Genomic DNA, 23,532 nt, shown 5'->3' on the forward strand with positions numbered 1-23,532 from the left:
AAATAATATCAACTCAATTTAATCATCCACTTATATGAAGAGAATCTCCTTGACCTTTTGTCTTGCACTCTTGTCCTTCTTGTTCTGCCCGGCACAAGTATCGCCTTTGCAGTTCGACAAGAACGGAGAGTTTAAAATCGTCCAGTTTACGGACGTCCACTTCAAGTATCGCAATCCGGCTTCGGACATCGCTTTGAAGCGTATCGGCGAAGTGCTTGATGCCGAGCGCCCCGATTTGGTAGTCTTTACCGGTGATGTAGTCTATGCCGCACCTGCCGATACGGCCATGCGTAAGGTGCTTTCCTATGCTGCAGACCGTAAGATTCCTTTTGTCGTAACCTTTGGCAACCACGACAACGAGCAGGGAAAGACACGTGCCGAACTCTATGACGTCATCCGCTCCATCCCCTTCAATATCCAGCCCGACCGTGGCGGAGTAGAATCGCCCGACTGTGTCCTCACCCTGAAGTCCTCGGACGGCAAGAAGGATGCAGCCCTGCTTTACTGTCTGGATTCCCATTCCTACTCCAAACTGCCCGACGTAAAGGGATACGACTGGCTCACTTTCGACCAGGTGAACTGGTACCGTCGGCAGAGTGCCGCTTATAAAGCAAAGAACGGCGGACAACCTTTGCCTGCACTGGCATTCTTCCACATTCCTTTGCCGGAATATAACGAGGCCGCTTCCGACGAGAACGCCATACTGATAGGTACCCGCATGGAAAAGGCTTGCGCTCCGGAACTGAATACGGGCATGTTCACTGCCATGAAAGAGGCCGGTGATGTGATGGGTATGTTTGTCGGGCACGACCATGACAACGACTATGCCGTGATGTGGAAAGGAATCCTTCTGGCCTACGGCCGCTTCACAGGTGGCAATACTGAGTACAATCACCTTCCCAACGGTGCACGTGTCATTGTGATGAAGGAAGGCGCCCGTACTTTCACTACCTGGATTCGTCTGAAAGGTGGCGAAATCGTTGATAAGACGGTCTACCCCGACAGCTATGTGAAGGACGACTGGCGTAAGCGCCCGTTGGTGACGGAATAGGTCTGCCCCGCGAGGGTGGTTTCCTGATAGCCCGAAGTCTATGCCCCTTCGCTGCAAGCATTACTCTTCTTACTGTACGAGATGCCCATCTCATACTGCATGAGATGTACATCTCGAACAGTGTGAGATGGGCATCTCGTGCAGTAAGAGCAATAGCCCTCCTTCTCTTCACCTCCGGTGTTCTCTTTCCTCCCCTCTATTCTTTCTGTCCGGATGTGGCAGCCTTACTGTCATTCACCTTTGGCTTTATTCATTTTGATGCAAACAGTTGCCGTGTCGGCTGATTTTATTAATTTTGCCGGAAGAAAAAAGAATGCCTTATGGACAGGATAAGAACCGGATTAGCCGCTTACGGAATGTCGGGACGTGTTTTTCATGCTCCCTTCATCTCCGTCAGCCCCCATTTTGAATTGACTGCCATTACGGAGCGCAGCAAGGAACTCTCCCGCGGGAAGTATCCCGACGCATGTATTGTGAGGAGCTTTGATGCGCTTATCGGACTGGAAGGGCTGGATTTGGTTGTCATCAACACACCGGACGGCACCCATTATGAATATGCCCGCCGTGCCCTCGAAGCAGGCAAGCATGTGATTGTGGAAAAACCTTTCACCACTACTGTAGCGGAAGCAGAGGAACTTGTGGCGCTTGCCGCGAGCCGGGGGCTGACCCTGAGCGTTTACCAGAACCGGCGATGGGATGGCGATTTCTTGACAGTCAGTCAAATACTGTCCGAAGGCTTGCTGGGGCATCTGGTGGAGTTTGAATCTACCTTTCCCCGTTACCGTAATTTCGTCAGGCCGGATACTTGGAAGGAGACCGGAAAGGATGGCGGTGGACTGACCTATAACCTGGGTGCTCACGTCATAGACCAGGCTGTGCAACTCTTCGGGATGCCCGAAGCTGTTTTCGCGGATATTGCCACGTTGCGCAAGGACGGCAAGGTGGACGATTATTTCATTATCCATTTGTTGCGTCCCTCGAAAGCGCCCGAAGTGAGGATAACACTGAAGTCCAGTTATCTGATGTGCGCGAACGAACCCCGTTTCGTTCTTCATGGCAGGGAAGGGTCTTACGTGAAGTATGGTCTCGACCCTCAGGAAGCGGCCTTGACCGAGGGGCTGCTGCCCGGCACTCCGCACTGGGGCGAGGAAGACAAATCCTTCTGGGGATTGCTTCATACCGAAAGGGACGGCAAAGTCGTGCGTGAACCGTATCCGAGCCTTCCCGGTGATTATGCAGCCTTTTACGACAATATCTATCAGCATATCCGTTGCGGCAAACCGTTGCAGAGCGACGCTCGGGAGGTGGTCGGAGTCATCCGACTGATAGAGGCAGCCTGGGAGAGTAGCCGTATGCAGCGTGTGGTTCGTATCTGAGAAAGCCCTTTACTTGGCAGCGCCTTGCAGCTTGACATGGGTCAGCCGGGTATATTTGGTGCTTCCTATTAAATAGGTACGTGCTATGCGTGCCGATGCTATTGCCATGATTTCCCCTGTTTGGTAGGCGTGTTCCACGGCGGGCAGCCGGCATGATTTCCGGCTTGCCGTGCGTGCGTTTATCCGGATGCTGACGAAGTTGCCGACGGAGTCTCTCAGTTTCAACACTTGGCACACGTAGAAATAAGGAGTGGTTCCTTTGAGTTGTGTCTTGTACGGATTGTCCTCCAGTCGCACGCTGAGCACGGTCAGTGTCAGGTTCTTCACCTTTTCCCCTTCCTTCCCCAGAAAATGTCCGCCGGTGGTCTGGTACGTCTTTCTCCGTTGTATGTCGAGGTAAACCGAATGGTAAATCTTGGCAATCTGTACGAAACGTTCCTGCTTGGGGATGCGTGGCTGAAACTTGAAAGCTATCCACGCAAGGTAGGCGGGGTCTATACGGAGGATTTCGTGCAGGAAGTGCCCACGGTATTTTCCTATGGGGATGATGTCGTCTCCTTTGCTCTGCATTCTTTTGGCGTTGTGCTCCACAAGCAGCAGGCTGCGCGGCGAGTAGAAGCATAACGTGCTTGCCATCCGCAGCGTTTCGTGAATGTCGGTAGAAAGGTCGCAAATGTAGAAGATGGATTGTCTTTCGGGCAGTGGAGAGTAAACCCATAAAGTATATTGGGGATGTTCCGGCCGGGGCAGTACGACAAGATAAGCGCCCGCTTCCTTGTAAGGGGCTCTCCCTTGATTGTATGCATTCAACTTACTATACAGTAAGTCTTGTTCAGTCTGCGGTATACCGGGTATGATTGGATTTGCCATAGCTCGGAATAATTTATTTCAAATATACCTTTTTGGAATGAAAAAAGCAAGGGGAAGCCAAAAAATATCATAAATGTGTGTTGGTTATTTCCATGCGGCCTTGTTCTGTACCTGCCCTTTCACCATGTTGTTAGGAAAACTTACTTTTTCGAGTAAAGAGTGTTTCATTCAGTAATATTTTCTATATTTGCATTTCAATCTTTCCATTGTTTTTTATAAATGTTGGCTAATGTTTTGTGACGGTATTGCATAACCTTAAATGAAAACCTGATGGTACACTTATATAGATATATCATTTTAATAATCTGTCTTTGCACTACCCAAATGGTTTCCGCATACGGATTGAGATTTCGTGGCGCGGCCAGCCCTATCGATGAAAGAACATCCTATGATGTGTTTGCCCACAGTTCTCCCTCTTTCAAGGACTACTTCGACTTGGAGTTCAACATGGCCCTGTATTCTACCGAGAGTGTCGGCTATGTATTGCGGGTTAAAGGAGCTGACGAAGGACAGATTTTCAATCTTTTCTTTGATTTTCGTGGCGATGACATCTTGTTCCGTCTGAACCAGGAGGGGAAGTGTGTGTTGATAGCCTTGCCTGTCAGTAAGGCGGAGGCGATGAAATCCCATTGGTTTAAGGTAAAGATAGCTTTCAACCTGAAGCAGGATGAGATTACTCTCAGAATTCACAATCAAGAAAAGGTATGCAAAGGTGTGCTGCTCTCTGATGAGTTCAGTCCGAAAATAGTGTTCGGTAAGAGCGACCACATCATTGACGTTCCGGAGATAGCTATTGATAAGGTGGCTGTGAATGCCGATTGTACTTACACATTTCCCTTGGATGAGGCGGACGGAGAATCGGTCTGCAACCGGGAAGGTATTCTTTATGGAAAGGTGGAGAATCCGATATGGTTGATTAACGAGGCCTGCCACTGGAGGAAAGAGGGGGGCTTTGCGTCGGCATCGGAAGCTGGTTCCTGCTACAATGCCGACAGAAACGAGATTTATTATTTCAACCGTGATTCGTTGTTCGTCTACAATATGGAGACGGGAAGCACTTCTGCCAAGGCTTTTGCCGAACGGTGCCCTGTGAAGCTGTTTCTTGCCGGCAGTTTCTTCGATAGTGGCAGTGAAAGGCTCTATGCCTACGAGGTGTATGCCGAGAATGGAGAAACGGAGCCTATGATAGCGAGTTTGGATTTGCAGACGTTGAGCTGGAGGGTGGAGAGCTACAGTCGGCTGGACATGCAATTGCATCATCACTGCTCCTATTATGATGCAGTTCGCAAACGTTACACCATCTTCGGCGGCTTCGGCAATATGTACTACAGCAATAAGTTCTATATGTTCAATGCGGAGGAGGGACGTTGGGAAACGCAGGGTTCTCTGTCCGGCGATTTTCTTTGTCCGCGCTATTTCTCTTCGGCCGGTTATCTGGACCGTAATCATTCTGTCTATGTTTTCGGCGGTATGGGCAATGAATCGGGCGACCAGGTGGTAGGCCGTCGCTATTTTCACGACCTTTATAAAGTGGATTTGCAAGAAATGCGTGTGCAGAAACTTTGGGACATTTCAGAAGGACAACCTAATGTGGTTCCGGTGCAGGATATGGTTATACTGAATGACTCTTGTTTCTATGTTTTGCGTTATCCCGAAAGTGTGTCCAACTCGTTTTTGCATCTCTACCGTTTTTCTGTAGAAGACGGCAGTTTTCATATATTGGGTGATTCCATTTCCATTTACTCCGATAAAATTACCACGAACGCTCGTCTTTATTACAACGAGCGCCAAAGCAGGCTTTTTGTGACCGTGCAGGAAACAAGCGACGACGTGTCTTCCAGATTTTCCGTCTATTCTCTGCTCTTCCCGCCGGTTTCTCTTGACAAATATACTGCACATAACGGTGGAGGAAATGCTTCACATGCGTGGCTTGTACTGGTAGCCGCGGTTGTGGCTGTAGCTGGCGGCAGCGTATGGATGTACAAGTGGCGTCGAAACTCCGGCAAGGGCGAGGATAGCGAAACCGCGAGAGGCGACAAGGAGCAACTTCCTGATGCTTCTGATGCAAAGGTAGAGAAGATGGCGGCAGATACGGGAGTTGCCAATTCGGTGTATTTGTTCGGTGATTTTTCTGTTTTCGACCGGAACGGACGCAATATTTCTTATATGTTTTCCTTGCGTATCAAGCAGATATTCTGTCTCATTTTGCGTTATAGCGATGCCGACGGAATTTCTTCCAAGCAACTGAGCGATTTGATATGGCCCGACAAGCCAAAGGACAAAGTGAAAAACTCGCGTGGAGTAGCCATCAATCACCTGCGCAAAATTCTAAAAGAATTGGATGGCATAGAACTGGTTTACGAAAAAGGATGTTTCCGCTTCACGCTGTCCTCCGGTTTTTATTGCGACTACTTGCGCTTTATGGCGATAATTGCCGGAAACCGGATAGAGGAATGCCGGCAAGAGTTTTTGCATATCGTAGGGCGTGGCAAGTTTGTAGGTTTTATGGACAGTCCGTTGTTCGACGGTTTCAAGCAAGATGTGGAGTGCCGTTTGGAGGTGTTTGTCTTGCAACTGATGAAGAAGGCTTTCGAGGCACAGGATTATTCGGAAGCTGTGAGCTTGGCCGAAGCGGAATTCAATATCGACCCGGTGAACGAGACGGCTTTGTACTGTTGCATCAAGTCACTTTTCATGCTCAAGCATGAGAATGCCGCTATTGGCACTTACCAGAGATTCGTGGCGGAATACAAAAAATACACGGGGGAGGATTATCCTCATCCTTTCAGTCTTTACTGGAGTTAGTTTCCCGGCACGTTGCATCCGGTGCTTCCAGTCTTTTCTCTTTTTGTTCTTCGGTCTGCCTCTTTCAGCTTGTCCGATAACTCTTGTCATGTTACATCTATGGCTGATAACTGTTTACAAAGCAAAAAACTTTTGACTTCAGTCGCATATTCAGGGTACCTCAGTTGTATACTTAGGGTGCCTTAGTCATATACAGAGATAGGACTATTATGAGACTTTTGATAATCAATTCTTTAAGAATTAAGGCTCCGGCATTGATAAAAGGAGACAAATGGACTGTTGGAAATGGGAATTTGGTAGAGCGTGCGATAATTGCTTGACTTGCGTTGCCCATTTCAAAACTAGAAGAGCCGAATGAATCCTTTTCTTTCCTTTCTTTTATGGGTTAAAATGGCCCGGATTAATGCTTTTTTTATCCCATTATACTCAAATTAACCCTAAAATTAACCCATAAGAAATCAAATTTGTAGTCGAAGGGGCGGTTTATAATGCCCTGAGGCTGATGTGGTCGATTGGCATCGGCTCCTTTGTTGTATTAACTTCTAATAATAATTAAACTATGAAACAGGCAAAAAAACTGAAAGTCTTCGGACTGATGACCATGCTTATAAGTATGGTGTTCATGGTAAGCTCCTGCTCGGATGACGATACGGACGGAGGGGGGGTATCTTATGGCAAGGTGACGGGTGTCGTCACTGACGATTTATCTTTTCCCCTTGAAGGGGTAACGGTTCAGGTCGATGGTTCCGGTATAACGGCTACACCGGACGGTCCGCGGGCCACGACAAATTCACAGGGTGTGTATACACTCGAAAACATTTCAATAGGTACACATATAATTACATTTACGAAAGCCGATTATCAGACGGTAAGTGTTACCGTCGTAGCTGGAAAATTCAATGAAGAACAAGTAGCCGAAGTCAGTCCTAAGATGGAGTATGCAGCTGCAAAAATCAAAGGAAAAGTGACCGATGCAGGAAAGGGTAGTGCTCCGTTGGAAGGAGTGACAGTCAGCATCAGCTCCACGCAGACTACCACCACCGGAAGCGACGGTACGTTTGAAATCGGCAACTTGCCACTGGCCGACTATACCGTTACCTTCACGAAAGAGGGTTATGCTTCTATCGTGAAGAAAGTGGTTATGGCCGACTTTACGGACGGCATTGCTACTACAGACGTGCGCATGGGGGGAACGGAAATCCTGCGCGGACTGACCATCGACGACTTGAAAGCTGCCGAAAAATGGTATTATAACGAATACCGCGGTGGACGAAACGCCGAAAGCTATCCCCACTGGGACTGGGCTTGCAACTACATGTGTACGATGGACTTCCGTGGCGACTGGGAAGAGCAGAACGAAGGTACCACTCTCCGCATTCGCAACAATGAGGCCGACCGTAGCAATCCGGCAGATATGGAAGTGTTCGATTCATTTGTCTTCGGTAGCAAGCTCATTACACCCGACAACTACATTATGACACTCCAAATCCGTACGCACAATGCTGATGACGCTGCTCCGGCTTACTATGGTGTGCAGGTGGTAGACTTGTCTGAGGCCGATCCGAAAGCCAAGATTATTGGCGATGTCAGAACCTATGCTTCCGGTGATTACGGTTCAGTCCCAGTAGACCTGAGCGAATACATCGGTAAGGAAATCATCATCGCCATCGGTACTTTCCGCGCCCAGACAGGCGACTATTGGAAACAGCTGGTATTGCGCCGCATCTCGTTTGCCACAGAGGTGGTTAAAGGCTGGGGCTGGTTGCCGGGTACCGAAATCGCAAAGCTGGAAGGTTGGAAGATGACGCACGAGATGGTACGCTCCACCATGCCGCATATCAAGTCGCAGTTTACCGGTATCAATCCCATTGAAGGAAACCGTGATAACTATGTGGACGCTTATCGTGCTTGGCGCGAGGTAGACCACGTATGTGCCGAGTGGTCGTATATGCCGTTGACCAAAGACCCCGAAGTATTCCCTTCCGAGGGTTATCTGATTAAGACACGCGGTGGAAACGCTGTAAGCACTACCGTGCCCGAATCTTACTTCTATGCCAAGTTTTCCATTGCTTCCGGACGCAACAAGCTGACGCTGAAGACGCGTAACTTCAGCGCCACCAACGCCACCTTCTTCAAGGTGACAGCCATTCGTATGGACGGAACTGTTACCCACTTGGCACCTGTCTCTAATACAGCTCGGTTTGCCGAAGCGGCTGCCGACGGTTGCTGGAAGTTTATCCACGAGGCCGGAGGAAAGGGCGATTCGGAAGGATATGCCGATTTCGTTTACGATTTGTCTCAGTTCAACGGAGAAGACGTGATGTTGACCATCGGCATCTTTAAGGGCGAAGCGAATGACGATGAGAACAAGCTGGTGATGCGTGGCATAACAATGGAATAACAAACTACTGATATTTAATTATTCTTGAAGCTTTCCCCTTGCTTCTTTCCGCATCTTATGGAAGAAGGAGGAGGGAAGGCTGAGGAAACTAATAGTATGTATGAACAGAATGAAAAAATTATTTACTTTACTGACTTTGCTTTTATGGACGTTAGTGGCTTGCAGCAACGACTCTGCTGCTGATGAAAAGCCGGGCAGCGGGGGGACGGATATTCCTGTGGGTAATCTGCCGATGCAGAACGTGGCGCGTGCCATAGAACTGATTGACAATGCCGTGGAGTGCTATTTCACGGGTACGGGCATGGCTATGTCACGTTATTACAATCCTTATACCGGCAATCGTTCCAGCGAGTTGGGCAGTGTGTGGATGTACACCAGTTCCATTGAGGCTGTAAACGCTGCGATGAAAGCCATGAAGACCGGGCAGGCAAAGGGTGAAACGGCTCTTTATGATTCTCACTTTAACCGTTACAAGGAACTCTTGACCCAACTTTATGATAATTTGGAGTATTACGCAGGTACTTTTACGCTGACCTCTTATACGCAGACCAAGCAGTGGACGGTATACGGCGTAAACCGTGGAAACGACAAAGGAACTGCCCAGGTAGAAGGCATCCTCAATGTTTACGATGACCAGATGTGGCTGGTACGTGAATTATTGGAATCCTATCATATCACCGGTGAGCAGCGCTACCTGGATAAGGCGGAATACCTGGCAGAGTATGTGCTCGATGGCTGGGACTGCACGCTCGACGAGCAGGGCAGACAGCTGGGAGGCATCACCTGGGGCCCCGGTTATCTCTCCAAGCACTCTTGCAGCAATGGCCCTATGGTCAGCCCGCTGGTATGGCTACACGAGATTTATAAAGGAAAGTCCGATGAAGTGACCTACGGCTACGTGGATACGGACAACAGCCGCAAGCTGCGTACAGAGAAGAAGGCCGATTACTACCTGAACTTTGCCAAGGTCATTTACGACTGGCAGAAGGCACATCTGTTGCGCCCCGACGGCGTGTACGACGATATGATGGGTGGAGCTGAATCGCCTGAGATAGAATATGTCACTATTGACGGTGTCCGCTATCGGAAAGGCACCAAGCTGCGCGACCGCGTAGGTCCCGCCATCACTTACAACAGCGGTACGATGCTTTCCGGTGCAGCCGACCTCTATCGGGCAACCAGCGATGCCGCTTACCGCACGGACTTGGCTGCATTGACCGACAAGAGCTTTGCCTATTTTGCCAAGGAGGACGCCTCCAAGCCGGGTTGCTACGCCTTCGACATCAGCGGCTTCCGCAACTGGTTCAATGGCGTGCTGATGCGCGGATATGTGGATGCCTCTGCGGCGCACACCGCTGCATCGGGCTGTATCGCGGCTTTCCAGCACAACTTGGATTATGCCTACGATAACTACCTCTACAAACAGATGCTTCCTACCAATTTGCTGGTGGGCTGGAACAAAGCCGAGAAGAGCAAGAACAATGTGGAAGCAATGTTCACTTTTGCCTTTGCCGCAGAATATGCCGTATTGGCCAATTATGAATGGAGCAAGAATTAATATTAAAAAATAATGGACTATGAAAGATTTTAGCAAGATGCGACAAGGACTGGCTTGCGTGGTGATGGCATTGCTTATGATGCTGATTCCGACAGGCGTTTTCGCACAGAACTCTATTTCCGTTTCGGGAGTAGTGATAGACGATACCAACGAGCCGGTTATCGGAGCGGCCGTTATGGTGAAAGGCACCACCGTCGGTGTGATTACCGACATTGATGGCCGTTACACCATCAACGCTCCTGCCGATGGTGTCCTCAGCTTTTCCTACGTGGGATTGAAAAGCAAGGAAGAGAAAGTGAACGGACGTACCACCATTAACGTTGTGATGCACACCGACTCCCAGATGATAGATGAGGTGGTGGTTATCGGTTACGGTACGCAACGCCGTGGTTCGGTAACGGGTGCCGTTGCCGGCGTAAAGGGTAAGGATATGATTCAGACCAAGAACGAAAACCCACAGAATATGTTGACTGGACGTGTGGCAGGTCTTCGTGTATGGCAGAAGAGTTCCGAACCCGGTACGTTCAATAACAGTTTCGATGTGCGTGGTATGGGTACGCCGCTGGTGGTTATCGACGGTATTCCCCGCAGTGTGGAAGAGTTCCAACGCTTGAATGCTCAGGACATCGAGGACATCTCCGTATTGAAAGATGCCTCTGCTGCCATCTACGGTGTGCGTGCCGCCAACGGTGTGGTACTGGTGACCACCAAGAAGGGAGCGGCTGGCAAGACCGAATTCTCTTACAACGGTTCTTACACCTTCCAGCAACCTTCGCGTATGCCTGAGTTGTGTAATCCTTTTGAATCAATGACGCTCTTCAACGAAATGTCTATGAACAACATCAACGGTGGTTCGTGGGTATTCGGCGAAGATGCCTTCGAGGCATACCGCAACGGCACACGTCGTACGACGGACTGGAACGACCTGATTATCTCCAACGTGGCTCCTCAGACACAACACGACATCAGCATCTCCGGTGGTACCGAAAAGACGAAGTTCTACATCAGCATGGGGTACTTCTATCAGGAAGGCATCTTCCGTTCCGGCGACTTGAATTACAACAAGTTCAACTTGCGTTCCAATATCTCCACCGAGATTACCAAGGGTATCAAGTTCGAACTGGGTGTGAGTGCTGTTTCCGACGAACGTAATACGCCTTTCTCAAGTGCGCAGGACATCATTCGCAACTACTGGCGTCAAGGTGTGCTCTATCCTGCGTTCGCCGACCCCGAAGGAACGATGTTGAACTACAACGGTTTGGATATGGAACAGAACACCGTGGCTATGATGACGGCTGACGTTTCCGGTTACAAGAAGTACAAACAGAAATATTTCCAGTCCTCGGCTACTCTGACGGCAGACTTCGGCGAATACACTCCGGTGTTGAAGGGGTTGACTGCCAAAGCTATGTTCAGCTACGACTACCGTGCCGACAACAACGAGGCTTTCCGCAAAGAGTACTATCAGTATGCTTACGACGAGCAGACCGGTGCTTACAACCAGAAGGTCTACAACGAAAGTTCGCCCAGCAATATGCGTCGCGAGTTTTATGACAAGTCTCAGATGCTGGGGCAGTTTACCGTGAACTACAACCGCACTTTCAACGATGTTCACCACGTAGGCGGTGTAGTTGGTTGGGAAGTCCAGAAGCGCAACGGCGATAACTTCTACGCCATTCGCGACTTGGCATTCTCTATGCCTTATCTGCTGGCGGGAGTGACCGAAGGTCAGATTGGTGCTATGCAGACAGGTGGTGGCGACCTCTACGAACAAGCCAACGAAGCCTTGATAGGTCGTGTCAACTACTCGTTTGCCGACCGCTACCTGCTGGAAGCACAGTTCCGTTACGACGGTTCCAGCAAGTTTGCCAAAGGACATCAATGGGGTTTCTTCCCCTCCGTATCGGCAGGTTGGAGAATTTCCGAAGAACCTTTCTTCAAGAGTATCGATGCTCTGAAATTTGTCAATCAGTTGAAGTTGCGTGCCAGCTATGGTGTACTTGGTGATGACGGTGACTTGAATTACGACTGGGCGATGGGATATACCTATCCTGCGACAAGTTCCAATATGGCTAATGGTGACTATGCTTCTTACTCACCGGGTTATGTCTTCGGCGGCAAATTTATCAGTGCAGCCAGTCCGATGGCGCTGCCCAATGAGGACATCACGTGGTTCAAGTCCAAGACGTTCGACATCGGTTTTGACTTTGAGGCTTGGAACGGTATGCTGGGTGTTTCATTCGACTACTTCAACCGTTTGCGTACCGGTCGTTTTGCCCGTCGTTCCGGTGCCTTGCCTACCGTGGTAGGTGCCACTGCTCCGCGCGAGAATCTGGACAGCGACCGTCAGTTCGGTATGGAATTGGAATTGACACACCGTCATAAGATTGGTCAGGTGGCCTACAACCTGAAAGGTATTGCTACCGTTACCCGTCAGAAGTACCTGACAGCTTCGGAGAAGGGACCTTGGGCGAACTCCTACGACCGCTGGCGCAACGATAACCTGACACACCGTTACCAAGGTGTGCAGTTTGGATATACTTCTGCCGGACGTTATACCAGCTGGAACGATATCTGGAGCTATAACGCTTTCAAGGAACGCGACATTCTGCCGGGCGATTATAAATATGAAGACTGGAACGGTGACGGCGAAATCAACGGCCAAGACGAACACCCGTTTGCTTTCGACCAGACTCCGTGGTTGCAATTCAGTTTGAATGCCGGTCTGCAATGGAAGAACTTCGACTTCAATATGTTGTTGCAAGGTTCTGCACTGGGCTCTATGGAATACAAGGAACCGCTGCACGAAATCTGGGGTAAGAACGGTGGTGGCGCATTGACTCAATTCCTCGACCGCTGGCATCCGCTGGATCCGAAAGCCGATCCATACGATCCTGCTACGGTTTGGACTTCCGGTCACTACGCTTACACAGGCCGCTGGGCAAAAAACAATTCAGCCTTCAACCGCGTAAGCACTGCTTACCTCCGCTTGAAGAGCATCGAACTGGGTTACACTTTCCCGAAATTGAAACAGATTCCCAATGCCAGCCTGCGCGTCTATGCCAATGCTTACAACCTGCTCACTTTCACAGGTGTGAAGTTTGTAGACCCTGAACATCCCGATGATGACCTGGGCCGTATGTATCCGTTGAACAAGACCTATACACTGGGCGTTTCGCTCTCATTCTAAATAACCAATGATATAAATCTAAAAAGAACAATAAATATGAAACATAAACTGATATCCGCGATGTTGTGTATGACCCTCGCCACTTCCTGTGTCGATATGGACATTGCACCCAAGAATATCGTGACTTCCGAGTCGTTGCTTTCCAATGAATCGGGAATGGACATCTATATGGCACGTATGTATAGCAATATGCCGTGGGAAGACTTTAAATATATGGCTCAATGGGGATTGAATTTCAGCGGCTGGCTGAATGCTATCGGTATCGAGGGCACCGGCGAAGCTATGAACCGCGATGGTATCTGCCGTGCGTTTACCGGTGAAGACAATGCTTATTGGGGAAGAGCTTTTGAATTGTTGCGCGACGCCAACTACCTGATTGAGAACCTGCCGAAGTACCAAGGTTCCTATGCCGAGATTGCCTACAATCACTATTTGGGTGAAGCTTATTACGTGCGTGCCACGGTCTTCTACGCCATGGCTCGTCGTTTCGGTGGTATCCCTTTGGTGACAAAGGTCATCCAGTACCCCGGGGACGGTAATCTGGAAGTGCCCCGTGCCAGTGAGGAAGAAACTTGGGACCGGATTCTGGAAGATTATGACAAGGCCATCGAACTGATGATGGCTACCAGCCCCAAGAGCGGTTACAGCAACAAGTATGTAGCGTTGGCTTTCAAATCCGAAGCAATGCTCTATGCAGGTAGCGTGGCTAAGTACAACGAAACAGTAACCGGCCGTCTGACCGGTCTGGGTGCCAAGACCGGCGTGCGTGTCATCGGATTTGATGAAGGCCGTTGGCAAGAGGCTTCCAAGAAATACTTTGCCGAGGCTTATAAGGCTGCTTCCGAAGTAATCAAGAGTGGTGTATACTCACTTTACAAGAAGAAATGGGCTGCCAACGACCCGGAAGCACAATACCAGAATATGGTGGATATGTTCTCCGATCTTAACGGTAATCCGGAGAATATCTATGTAAAGGAATACGTCTATCCTACCAGTACCCATGCTTACGACTCTTACAACCTGCCACGTACTTTCAAGGCTCCGTTGAACTGCGGTGTCTGCCCGACAGCAGACTTTGTAGAGTTGTTCGACGGTTTCGACCGCTATGCCGACGGTACGCTGAAGGTAACGACCGGTAATTCGAACACCGAGGGCAACTATATTATGTATGACGAACCGATGGATTATTACAAGAATGCCGAACCGCGTCTGCGTGCATATGTCATCTTCCCCGGTGATATGTTCAAAGGCAAGGAGATTGAGATTTATGCCGGTGTTTACACAGGTTCTGCACCGATCAAACCGCTCTTTAATGATTATTCGTATGGCTCGGCTACTGTTAAGTACAACCACCTGAGTGCTTATACTGAAAAGCCCAAGACGCTCTATCTGAGTACCGGTGCTAACGACCAGCAGGAAATCGTGACGTTGGCGAATGGCTCTACAATGACGGCTGCCGGCGAAAACGGCCCTTTCTATAATGATGGCGGTAGCGCAATGACCGGTCTGTTGTCTCGTAAATGGTTGAATCCCGATCCTGCATTCGTGCCCCGCGAAGGTAACAGTGCACAGCCTTTCATCTTGATGCGTTATGCCGAAGTATTGCTGAACGCTGCTGAGGCTGCTGTGGAACTCTCGCTGGCAGGTGCTTCCTCACCGGACGGTACCGATATGTTGGGCGTGGCTACGCAGGCAGTCAACGACATTCGCGAACGTGCCGGTGCCAAGTTGCTGGCTTCTTCACTGAACGGTACGGTAAACAGCCGTGACATCGTTCGCAAGGAGCGCCGTAAAGAGTTGGCGTTTGAAAACAAGATCAAGTGGGATTTACGCCGCTGGCGTGTAAATCACTATGAAGGTCGCGACGGATTCTGGGGCGAACAATGCGACAAGGACCGTTTCAGCAATACGACTCGTTATCGTTTCCGTGGTATCTATCCGTTCTACTCGACAGCTACTGGCAAGTGGTTCTTCGATGTTTGCTTCAACTACACTACGGCAGGTGACAAGGACTTCGGTTATACTCCGTTGGACTATTACTTTGAAATCCCGGGCGGTGAGGTATCGAAGAGTAACGTAATCGATCAGCAGCCTAACCGATAAAAACTAATTAGACAATTAAAAACTTAAAAGTATGAGAAAGACAATATTTTATAGCTTATTCAGCACCCTGTTTCTGTTGACCTCGTGCAGTATGTTTGAAATAGACAACTATGATGAGCCTGCCGAAACGATTTGGGGCGAGGTGGTTGATGAAGCCACAGGCAAGCGTGTACTGACCGATCAGGGCAGTGAGGGTATCCGTGTTCGTCTGACCGAATTGAGCTGGGGCGACAACGTACAGCACAATCCCGACTTCTTCTGCATGATGGACGGTACGTTCCGGAATACAAAGATTTTCAAGGGTGAGTACAACGTCCGTGTCGATGGTCCCTTCATTCCCTTGGTACGTGAAAACACGGACGGTACTTTGCTTTACGACGGTTCCGTCAATACGGAAATCAGTGGTACGACGAAGCTGAAATTTGAAGTGCAGCCTTTCCTGAATGTGGAGATTGTGGGTAATCCGCAGGTAAGCAACGGAGTTGTCAAGGCACAGGTACGCGTGACTCGCGGTGTGTCAGATGACATCTTCCGTGAGAAAATCCAGCCGATGGGCAACTGGAAGGACGAATACCTGAACGTAACCGATATACAGCTTTTTGTCAGCTATTCAAGCACCGTGGGCTATCGGGCACGTGACGAACGTTGGTCAAGCAGCATCAACTACGACGGCAAGAGCTTTGAGGAGTTGCTGGGCAAGGAAGTTACCATTCAGTCGAACGGTAGTGTACCCTCGGGGCGCAAGGTGTTTATACGCGCAGCTGCACGTATAAACTACGATACGCCTGTGGGTAGTGGTGTTCGCAGATGGAACTACAGCGAACCGATGGAGGTGCTGATTCCTTAATCAGACAAGCTCGTATAGTAGCGTGTGCCGAAAAGACTGGTACAATAGAGTTTTTTAGATGCGTCTAAAAAATGCGATACAGTGTTTTCGACACACACTTTCTGTCTATGTGAAGCCATTGTTGCAGATAATGGCAAGAGCAAGAATCCAAATTTCATAAAAAAACAGAAATTGATATGAAGCAAAAACATCTTTTGATGAGTCTGGCTATCTTGGCAACGGGCATTCCTGCGAGTGCTCAGACCCGGAATAGTGTGAAAACTACTTTTCAAACCTCACGCGAGTGGAAGCCTGCCATCGACAATAGGGCTGATGCCGTGATGGTGTATGGAGTAGGGGGAAATCCCTCGGACAAGTCACGCAAGCTCTCTTTCGAGGAACGTGTGAAATCCTGGAAAGATCGTGGATATACCATTCATTTTATGACCGGCATTGCCTGGGGCGAATACCAGGATTACTTCACCGGACAATGGGACGGGAAGTGGCATCTGGACGAAGGACAAGTCACACAGGCCGGAGATACGATATGGCATGGACACATGGTTCCCTATATCGTACCGTCGGAAAATTTTCTGAAATACCTGAAAGAAAGACATGTGAAGAGGGTGATTGATGCCGGTGTGGATGCCATTTTCATGGAGGAGCCCGAGTTCTGGGCAAGAGCCGGTTATAGTGAGTCCTTTAAGAAGGAATGGAAAAACTACTATGGCTTCGACTGGAGACCGCAACATGAGTCTCCGGAAAATACTTACTTGTCGAGCAAGCTCAAGTATTATTTGTACTACCGTGCGTTGAACGAGGTTTTCACCTTTGCCAAGGAATACGGCAAAAGCAAGGGGATGGACGTGAAGTGCTATGTGCCTACCCATTCATTGGTGAACTACTCGCAATGGCAGATTGTCAGTCCGGAAGCAAGTCTGGCTTCGCTTCCTTGCGTGGACGGTTACATAGCCCAGGTATGGACCGGCACTTCGCGTGAGCCGAATTTCTTTGACGGTTGCAAACGTGAGCGTGTGTTTGAGACTGCCTATCTGGAATATGGCTCCATGGAGTCGATGACTGCTCCCACCGGTCGTAAGATGTTCTTCCTGACCGACCCTATTGAAGACTGGCCGCGTGACTGGGCAGATTATAAGAAGAATTATCAGGCCACCTTTACGGCACAATTGCTCTATCCCAACATAGCCGATTACGAAGTGATGCCTTGGCCGGAACGTATCTACGAAGGACTATACCGTACAAGTGCCAATAGCGATAAGAAAGAACGCATTCCCCGTTTCTATTCCACACAGATGCAAGTGATGATTAATGCCTTGAACCGTATGCCTCTGACCGATAAGAAACTGACCGGAAGCGAAGGATTCAGCGTACTGATGGCGAATTCCTTGATGTTCCAGCGTTTCCCTACGCACAACGGATATGAAGATCCGCAACTTGCCAACTTCTACGGTCAGGCGTTGCCTTTACTCAAACGGGGCGTGCCCGTTAAGACCGTCCACATTGAGAACCTTGGCTATAAAGAAGCGCTGGCTGACACAAAAGTGTTGCTGATGACTTATGCGAACATGAAACCGCTTGAGTCCGAAGCGCACAGCCGCATTGCCGATTGGGTGAAGAAGGGCGGGGTGCTGATTTACAGTGGGACGGACAACGATCCATTTCAGAATGTAAGAGAATGGTGGAATACCAACGGGCATAACTATGCAACTCCTTCCGCACATCTTTTTGAGCAGATGGGACTCCCTGCCAGACCGGAACAGGGAGAATACAGTTACGGTAAGGGAACCGTATGTATTGTCCGTACCGACCCTAAAGATTATGTCCTGCATGAAGGCGGTGACAAAGATTTTTTGTATCTTGCAGCCCGAATGTACGAGCAGAATGCCAAAGCGGGGAAACTGGAATTCAAAAATAATTTCTATCTGCAAAGGGGGGATTACGACTTGGCTGCTGTGCTTGAAGAGAGCGTGAGCGACGAGCCGTTTACTGTGGAAGGATGTTTGATTGACCTTTTCGACCCTCAATTACCGATATACACTTCCAAGCGGATAAATCCGGGTGAACAATCTTTGTTGCTGAATGTGGAGCGCGTGGCCGGTAAGAAGAAGCCTCAGGTTCTGGCTTCGGCAAGTCGGGAAGAACAGGAAGAACGCGGAAAAGGCCGGTACTCCTATGTGGCGAAAAGTCCTGCCGAGACTTCAAACGTATCGCGGGTGCTGTTGCCCCGTTGTCCTAAGAGTGTGACAGTTGACGGCAGAGAAGTATTCGATGCCGAGCGTTGGCATGCAGCAAGCCATACCTATTTGATAGAATTTGAGAATAATCCTGACGGAGTGTCGGTGAAGTTTTGCTGGTAATCTCGGCCCTTTTATTTTTTAAGTGTAACAACATAAACAATTATTTTATATAACCAATATGAGAAAAAAGCTTTTATACACCTTGTTGGCATCATGCCTTTTTGCATGCAGTGACAAGGGTACGTCTTACGACGTCATAAAGAACGACTTGAGAGCACCTGCCTACCCGCTTGTAACTATCGACCCTTATGCCAGTGCATGGTGTATGAGTGACAACCTTTACGACAGCCCCGTACGGCATTGGACGGGTAAGGATTTCCCGCTGGTTGGCGTGTTGAAGGTGGACGGTGTTTCCTACCGTTTTATGGGAACCGAGGAATTGGAAATGAATGCCATCGTTCCCACCTCGCAGCAAGGGGACTGGACGGGCCGGTATACCACGGAGAAGCCTGCGGGCGATTGGACTTCTGCCGTTTACGACGATTCCAAATGGAAGTCGGACCGCGGTGCCTTTGGTACTAAAGAAAATGAGCCTACGGCCAAGACTCAATGGGGAACCCGCAATATTTGGGTGCGCCGTACGGTAACTATCGACCATGATTTGGCCGGTATTCCTGTCTATCTGGAATTCTCCAACGATGACGATGCCGTGTTCTATATCAACGGAGTGAAGATACACAGTACCGGAACCACATGCAACAAGAACAAAGTTGTGAAACTTCCCGATGAGGCTTTAGCAGCCTTGAAGCAAGGGGATAACATCATTGCCGCGGAATGTATCAATCCTGTTGGTAACGGCTTGCTCGACTTCGGCCTGCAGATTCCGAAACATCTGGAAACCGTGTTTGGCAAAACTGCCGTGCAGACCTCTGCCGACGTGCAGCCCATGCAGACACACTACGCTTTTACTTGTGGTGATGTCGACCTGAAAGTCACCTTTACGGCACCTCTCTTCATGGAAGACCTGAAGCTGCTGAGCCGTCCCGTGAATTACCTTACTTATAGTGTTGCTGCCCGTGACGGCAAGGAACATGAGGTGGAGGTGTATTTTGAGGCTTCTCCGCGCTGGGCGCTCGACCAACCTTACCAGCAATCAGCAAGCAAGGGATATGAAGCAGACGGACTGCTCTACCTGAAGAGTGGAAGCAAGGAACAGGACATCCTGGCAAAGCAGGGTGATGACCTCCGCATTGACTGGGGATATTTCTACATGGTTGCCGGCAAGGAAAACACTGCATACAGTGTCGGCAACAGTACCGAACTGCGCAAGAACTTCGTGAACGGAACCATGAACTCAGCTTCGCTCGAGGGAGAGGATAGCAATGGAAACATGGCTTTGGTGCGTAGCTATGGCAAAGTGAAGAATATCACCGACAAGATAATGCTTGGATATGACGACATTTATTCCATCCAATACTTCGGTACAAACTTGCGTCCTTACTGGAACTCGAAAGGCGACCGCACCATCGAGGCGGAAATGCTGGCTGCCTACAATGAGTATGATAAATTGCTGGCACGTTGCTATGCCTTCGATAAGAAGTTGATGGAAGATGCTTCGGCGGCAGGAGGCAAGGAATATGCCGACCTTTGCGCGTTGGCCTACCGTCAGTCCATTGCCGCCCACAAACTGGTGGAAGCTCCTAATGGTGACTTGTTGTGGCTGTCGAAGGAGAACAACAGCAACGGCTGTATCAACACCGTAGACCTGACCTACCCCTCGGCTCCCCTTTATCTGATTTATAATCCTGAACTGGAGAAAGGCATGATGAACGGTATCTTCCATTATAGTGAAAGCGGTAAATGGACCAAGCCCTTCGCTGCCCATGATTTGGGAACTTATCCTCTTGCCAACGGGCAGGTATACGGAGGCGACATGCCGGTGGAAGAGAGTGGAAATATGCTGATTCTTACGGCTGCCATTGCTGCTGTAGAAGGCAATGCCGACTATGCTGCCAAGCATTGGGAAGTTCTCACCACCTGGACCGATTATCTGGTGGAAAAGGGACTCGACCCTGAAAACCAACTCTGTACCGATGACTTTGCCGGACACTTTGCCCATAACACCAATCTCTCCATCAAGGCAATTCTAGGAGTAGCCTCTTATGGCCGGTTGGCCGAAATGCTTGGCAGGAAGGATGTTGCCGAAAGCTATACGACGAAGGCCCGCAAGATGGCAGCCGAATGGGAGCGCATGGCCAACGACGGTGACCATTATCGCCTGACCTTTGACAAGCCGGGCACCTGGAGCCAGAAGTACAACTTGGTTTGGGACAAATTGCTCGGATTGAACATCTTCGACAGCAAAATTGCAGAAATGGAGATACCTTATTACCTGACCAAGCAGAATATCTATGGTTTGCCCCTGGACAGTCGTGAGACTTACACCAAGACCGACTGGATCATGTGGACTGCCACTATGGCTCCTGACTTGGCCACTTTCCGTGAATTCATCGTTCCTATGCATAAGTTCATGAACGAAACGATAGACCGCGTTCCTATGTCCGACTGGGTGTTTACCGACAAGCCCAACTGGCGTGGTTTCAAGGCGCGTTCGGTAGTAGGGGGATATTACATGAAGATGCTTGAGGCTAAATTGATGCAGAAATAACAATGATAAAACTTATGTATATGAAACGATTTTTTGCATGGGGAGCCGCTTTCCTACTTGCAGGAGGCATGCAGGCGGCTTCACTGCCGGATGACGGAGAGAATACTCCGGTTGACTATGTCAGCACTTTGGTGGGAACACAGTCCAAACATGCTCTTTCTACCGGAAACACGTATCCGGCTGTAGCTATGCCTTGGGGTATGAATTTCTGGACTCCGCAGACCGGAACCATGGGCGACGGATGGGCCTATACTTACGATGCCGACAAGATTCGCGGCTTCAAGCAGACACATCAGCCCAGTCCGTGGATTAACGACTACGGGCAGTTTGCCATCATGCCCGTCACCGGAAAGGTGGCTTTCGACCAGGACGAGCGTGCCAGTTGGTTTTCTCACAAAGCCGAGACTGCCACTCCTTATTATTATAAGGTATATCTTGCCGACCATGACGTGACAACAGAGTTTGCTCCTACCGAGCGTGCCGCTGCTTTCCGCTTTACTTTCCCTGAAACGGAAGAAGCCTATGTGGTGGTCGATGCCATGGACAATGGTTCTTTTGTGAAAATCATTCCGGCTGAACAGAAAATCATAGGCTACACCACCAAGAACAGTGGTGGCGTGCCTGAAAACTTCAAGAACTACTTTGTATTGCAGTTCGATAAGCCTTTTACTTATACTGCTGCCGTGAAGGATGGAAAGATTGACTCCCGCACCACCGAGGCAGGCGCCAATCATGCCGGTGGCATCATCGGTTTCCACACCAGCCGTGGCGAGCAGGTGAATGTACGTGTGGCTTCTTCATTCATCAGTCACGAGCAGGCCGAGCTGAACTTGAAGGAACTGGGCGGCCGGACGCTTGAAGAGGTGGCGAAGGCCGGGCGTGACGAGTGGAATCGTGTGCTGGGCCGCATTGAAGTGCAGGATGCCGACCTTGACCGTCTGCGTACTTTTTACTCTTGTTTCTACCGTTCGGTACTTTTCCCGCGCAGTTTCTATGAGATAGATGCGCAAGGTCAGGTAATGCATTATAGCCCTTACAATGGCGAGGTGTTGCCCGGATATATGTTTACCGACACCGGTTTCTGGGACACTTTCCGTTGTCTTTTCCCCTTCCTCAACCTGATGTATCCGTCCATGAATGCCAAGATGCAGGAAGGATTGGCCAACACTTACAAAGAGAGTGGTTTCTTGCCCGAATGGGCCAGTCCGGGACACCGTGGCTGCATGGTGGGCAACAATTCCGCCTCTGTGGTGGCGGATGCCTGGCTGAAAGGGCTGCGTGGCTACGACATCGAGACATTATGGGAAGCTGTGAAGAGCGGTACGAAGAATGTGCATCCCAATGTTCCCTCTACCGGACGCTTGGGACATGAATATTACAACAAGCTGGGTTATGTGCCCTATAATGTGGGTATCAACGAAAATGCAGCCCGTACGCTGGAGTATGCCTATGACGATTGGTGCATCTACCAGTTGGGACTTTCGCTTGGCAAGTCGAAGAAAGAACTGGCCCCTTTTGCGAAACGCGCGCTGAACTACCGGAATCTTTTCGACCCTGCCTGCAAGCTGATGCGCGGCAAGAATGAAGACGGTACGTTCCAATCGCCGTTCAACCCTTTGAAGTGGGGTGATGCCTTCACCGAAGGAAACAGCTGGCACTATTCGTGGTCGGTTTTCCACGATCCGCAAGGACTCATTGATCTGATGGGAGGCAAGGATTCCTTCAACCAAATGATGGATTCCGTGTTTGTGTTGCCGCCTGTGTTCGACGAAAGCTATTATGGCAGTGTCATCCACGAAATCCGGGAGATGCAGATTATGAACATGGGCAATTACGCTCACGGCAACCAGCCCATACAGCACATGATTTACCTCTATAACTATTCCTCCCAGCCGTGGAAGGCGCAGTACTGGCTGCGTGAGGTTATGGAGCGCATGTACAATGCCAATCCCGACGGCTATTGCGGTGATGAGGACAACGGTCAGACATCTGCCTGGTACGTGTTTTCAGCTTTGGGATTCTATCCCGTCTGTCCGGGTACAGACCAGTATGTGCTGGGTGCCCCTCTCTTCCGTTCTGTGCGTCTGCACTTGGAAAATGGCAAGACTGTGACGATTGAAGCTCCTGAGAACAGTCGTGCCAACCGCTACGTGCAGAAACTCACAGTGGACGGTGTTGACTATACACGCAACTATCTGACACATGAGCAACTGATGAAAGGCTCCTCACTGCGCTTCACTATGGACAATGTGCCCAACAAACAGCGTGGGGCAGGAGAGGAGGATGCTCCTTACTCCTTCTCGAAAACACTTAAACAGAAGAAGTGATTTCAAAGCCAAAACCATAGCAATTAATGATGAGGGTGTGCCGAATGTCTGACGGAGTAATAGCTGAAAACATTCTGACACACCCTCTCTCTCTTACGA

Annotated in this window: 12 protein-coding genes; 11 read left to right on the forward strand and 1 reads right to left on the reverse strand. The window is 49.6% G+C overall.

Annotated features, from left to right (window positions below):
• Positions 1 to 34 precede the first annotated feature (34 nt).
• Complete coding sequence (locus M1B78_RS09150) at positions 35 to 1,051, forward strand: metallophosphoesterase family protein (RefSeq protein ID WP_257940480.1); 1,017 nt, start codon at positions 35 to 37, stop codon at positions 1,049 to 1,051.
• 320 nt (positions 1,052 to 1,371) lie between these two features.
• A complete protein-coding gene (locus tag M1B78_RS09155; RefSeq protein WP_136010334.1) occupies positions 1,372 to 2,427 on the forward strand; it encodes a Gfo/Idh/MocA family oxidoreductase in 1,056 nt (351 codons plus the stop codon).
• A 9-nt stretch (positions 2,428 to 2,436) separates the two neighbouring features.
• Here the strand turns inward: M1B78_RS09155 and M1B78_RS09160 are convergent, their stop codons facing one another.
• The gene (locus tag M1B78_RS09160) at positions 2,437 to 3,297 is read right to left on the reverse strand and encodes a hypothetical protein (RefSeq protein WP_136010335.1); all 861 of its coding nucleotides are present in this window, start codon (positions 3,295 to 3,297) and stop codon (positions 2,437 to 2,439) included.
• A gap of 270 nt (positions 3,298 to 3,567) precedes the next feature.
• Here M1B78_RS09160 and M1B78_RS09165 point away from each other — a divergent pair, with 270 nt between their 5' ends.
• From M1B78_RS09165 to M1B78_RS09205, 9 genes are all read left to right on the forward strand, one after another.
• Positions 3,568 to 6,102, forward strand: coding sequence for a Kelch repeat-containing protein (locus M1B78_RS09165; protein WP_257940481.1), 2,535 nt, complete (start codon positions 3,568 to 3,570; stop codon positions 6,100 to 6,102).
• A 559-nt stretch (positions 6,103 to 6,661) separates the two neighbouring features.
• Positions 6,662 to 8,503 carry an MSCRAMM family protein gene (locus M1B78_RS09170; protein WP_257940482.1) on the forward strand — a complete coding sequence of 614 codons (1,842 nt, stop codon included), beginning with the start codon at positions 6,662 to 6,664 and terminating at the stop codon, positions 8,501 to 8,503.
• 100 nt (positions 8,504 to 8,603) lie between these two features.
• On the forward strand, positions 8,604 to 10,061 hold the full coding sequence (locus M1B78_RS09175; RefSeq protein WP_257940483.1) for a glycoside hydrolase family 76 protein: 1,458 nt from the start codon (positions 8,604 to 8,606) through the stop codon (positions 10,059 to 10,061).
• Between the two features lie 19 nt (positions 10,062 to 10,080).
• A complete protein-coding gene (locus tag M1B78_RS09180) occupies positions 10,081 to 13,251 on the forward strand; it encodes a SusC/RagA family TonB-linked outer membrane protein (protein WP_257940484.1) in 3,171 nt (1,056 codons plus the stop codon).
• A 36-nt stretch (positions 13,252 to 13,287) separates the two neighbouring features.
• Complete coding sequence (locus M1B78_RS09185; protein ID WP_136010340.1) at positions 13,288 to 15,354, forward strand: RagB/SusD family nutrient uptake outer membrane protein; 2,067 nt, start codon at positions 13,288 to 13,290, stop codon at positions 15,352 to 15,354.
• Positions 15,355 to 15,385: 31 nt separating this feature from the next.
• Positions 15,386 to 16,201 carry a DUF3823 domain-containing protein gene (locus M1B78_RS09190; RefSeq protein ID WP_136010341.1) on the forward strand — a complete coding sequence of 272 codons (816 nt, stop codon included), beginning with the start codon at positions 15,386 to 15,388 and terminating at the stop codon, positions 16,199 to 16,201.
• A gap of 176 nt (positions 16,202 to 16,377) precedes the next feature.
• On the forward strand, positions 16,378 to 18,558 hold the full coding sequence (locus tag M1B78_RS09195; protein ID WP_257940485.1) for a hypothetical protein: 2,181 nt from the start codon (positions 16,378 to 16,380) through the stop codon (positions 18,556 to 18,558).
• A gap of 58 nt (positions 18,559 to 18,616) precedes the next feature.
• Positions 18,617 to 21,106, forward strand: a complete 2,490-nt coding sequence (locus M1B78_RS09200) for a glutaminase domain-containing protein (protein ID WP_257940486.1) — start codon at positions 18,617 to 18,619, stop codon at positions 21,104 to 21,106.
• Between the two features lie 68 nt (positions 21,107 to 21,174).
• On the forward strand, positions 21,175 to 23,433 hold the full coding sequence (locus M1B78_RS09205; RefSeq protein WP_257930895.1) for a GH92 family glycosyl hydrolase: 2,259 nt from the start codon (positions 21,175 to 21,177) through the stop codon (positions 23,431 to 23,433).
• Positions 23,434 to 23,532 lie beyond the last annotated feature (99 nt).

It is taken from the genome of Bacteroides muris (ex Fokt et al. 2023), from assembly GCF_024704895.1.
Classification (GTDB): Bacteria; Bacteroidota; Bacteroidia; order Bacteroidales; family Bacteroidaceae; genus Bacteroides; species Bacteroides muris.

Excerpts from the sequence above, each read along its gene's own strand:
- M1B78_RS09195 (WP_257940485.1), top strand. The coding sequence starts at position 16,378 with ATGAAGCAAAAACATCTTTTGATGAGTCTGGCTATCTTGGCAACGGGC.
- M1B78_RS09200 (WP_257940486.1), top strand. The coding sequence starts at position 18,617 with ATGAGAAAAAAGCTTTTATACACCTTGTTGGCATCATGCCTTTTTGCA.
- M1B78_RS09190 (WP_136010341.1), top strand. The coding sequence starts at position 15,386 with ATGAGAAAGACAATATTTTATAGCTTATTCAGCACCCTGTTTCTGTTG.
- M1B78_RS09185 (WP_136010340.1), top strand. The coding sequence starts at position 13,288 with ATGAAACATAAACTGATATCCGCGATGTTGTGTATGACCCTCGCCACT.
- M1B78_RS09160 (WP_136010335.1), bottom strand. The coding sequence starts at position 3,297 with ATGGCAAATCCAATCATACCCGGTATACCGCAGACTGAACAAGACTTA.
- M1B78_RS09205 (WP_257930895.1), top strand. The coding sequence starts at position 21,175 with ATGCAGGCGGCTTCACTGCCGGATGACGGAGAGAATACTCCGGTTGAC.
- M1B78_RS09180 (WP_257940484.1), top strand. The coding sequence starts at position 10,081 with ATGAAAGATTTTAGCAAGATGCGACAAGGACTGGCTTGCGTGGTGATG.
- M1B78_RS09175 (WP_257940483.1), top strand. The coding sequence starts at position 8,604 with ATGAACAGAATGAAAAAATTATTTACTTTACTGACTTTGCTTTTATGG.
- M1B78_RS09165 (WP_257940481.1), top strand. The coding sequence starts at position 3,568 with ATGGTACACTTATATAGATATATCATTTTAATAATCTGTCTTTGCACT.
- M1B78_RS09155 (WP_136010334.1), top strand. The coding sequence starts at position 1,372 with ATGGACAGGATAAGAACCGGATTAGCCGCTTACGGAATGTCGGGACGT.
- M1B78_RS09150 (WP_257940480.1), top strand. The coding sequence starts at position 35 with ATGAAGAGAATCTCCTTGACCTTTTGTCTTGCACTCTTGTCCTTCTTG.
- M1B78_RS09170 (WP_257940482.1), top strand. The coding sequence starts at position 6,662 with ATGAAACAGGCAAAAAAACTGAAAGTCTTCGGACTGATGACCATGCTT.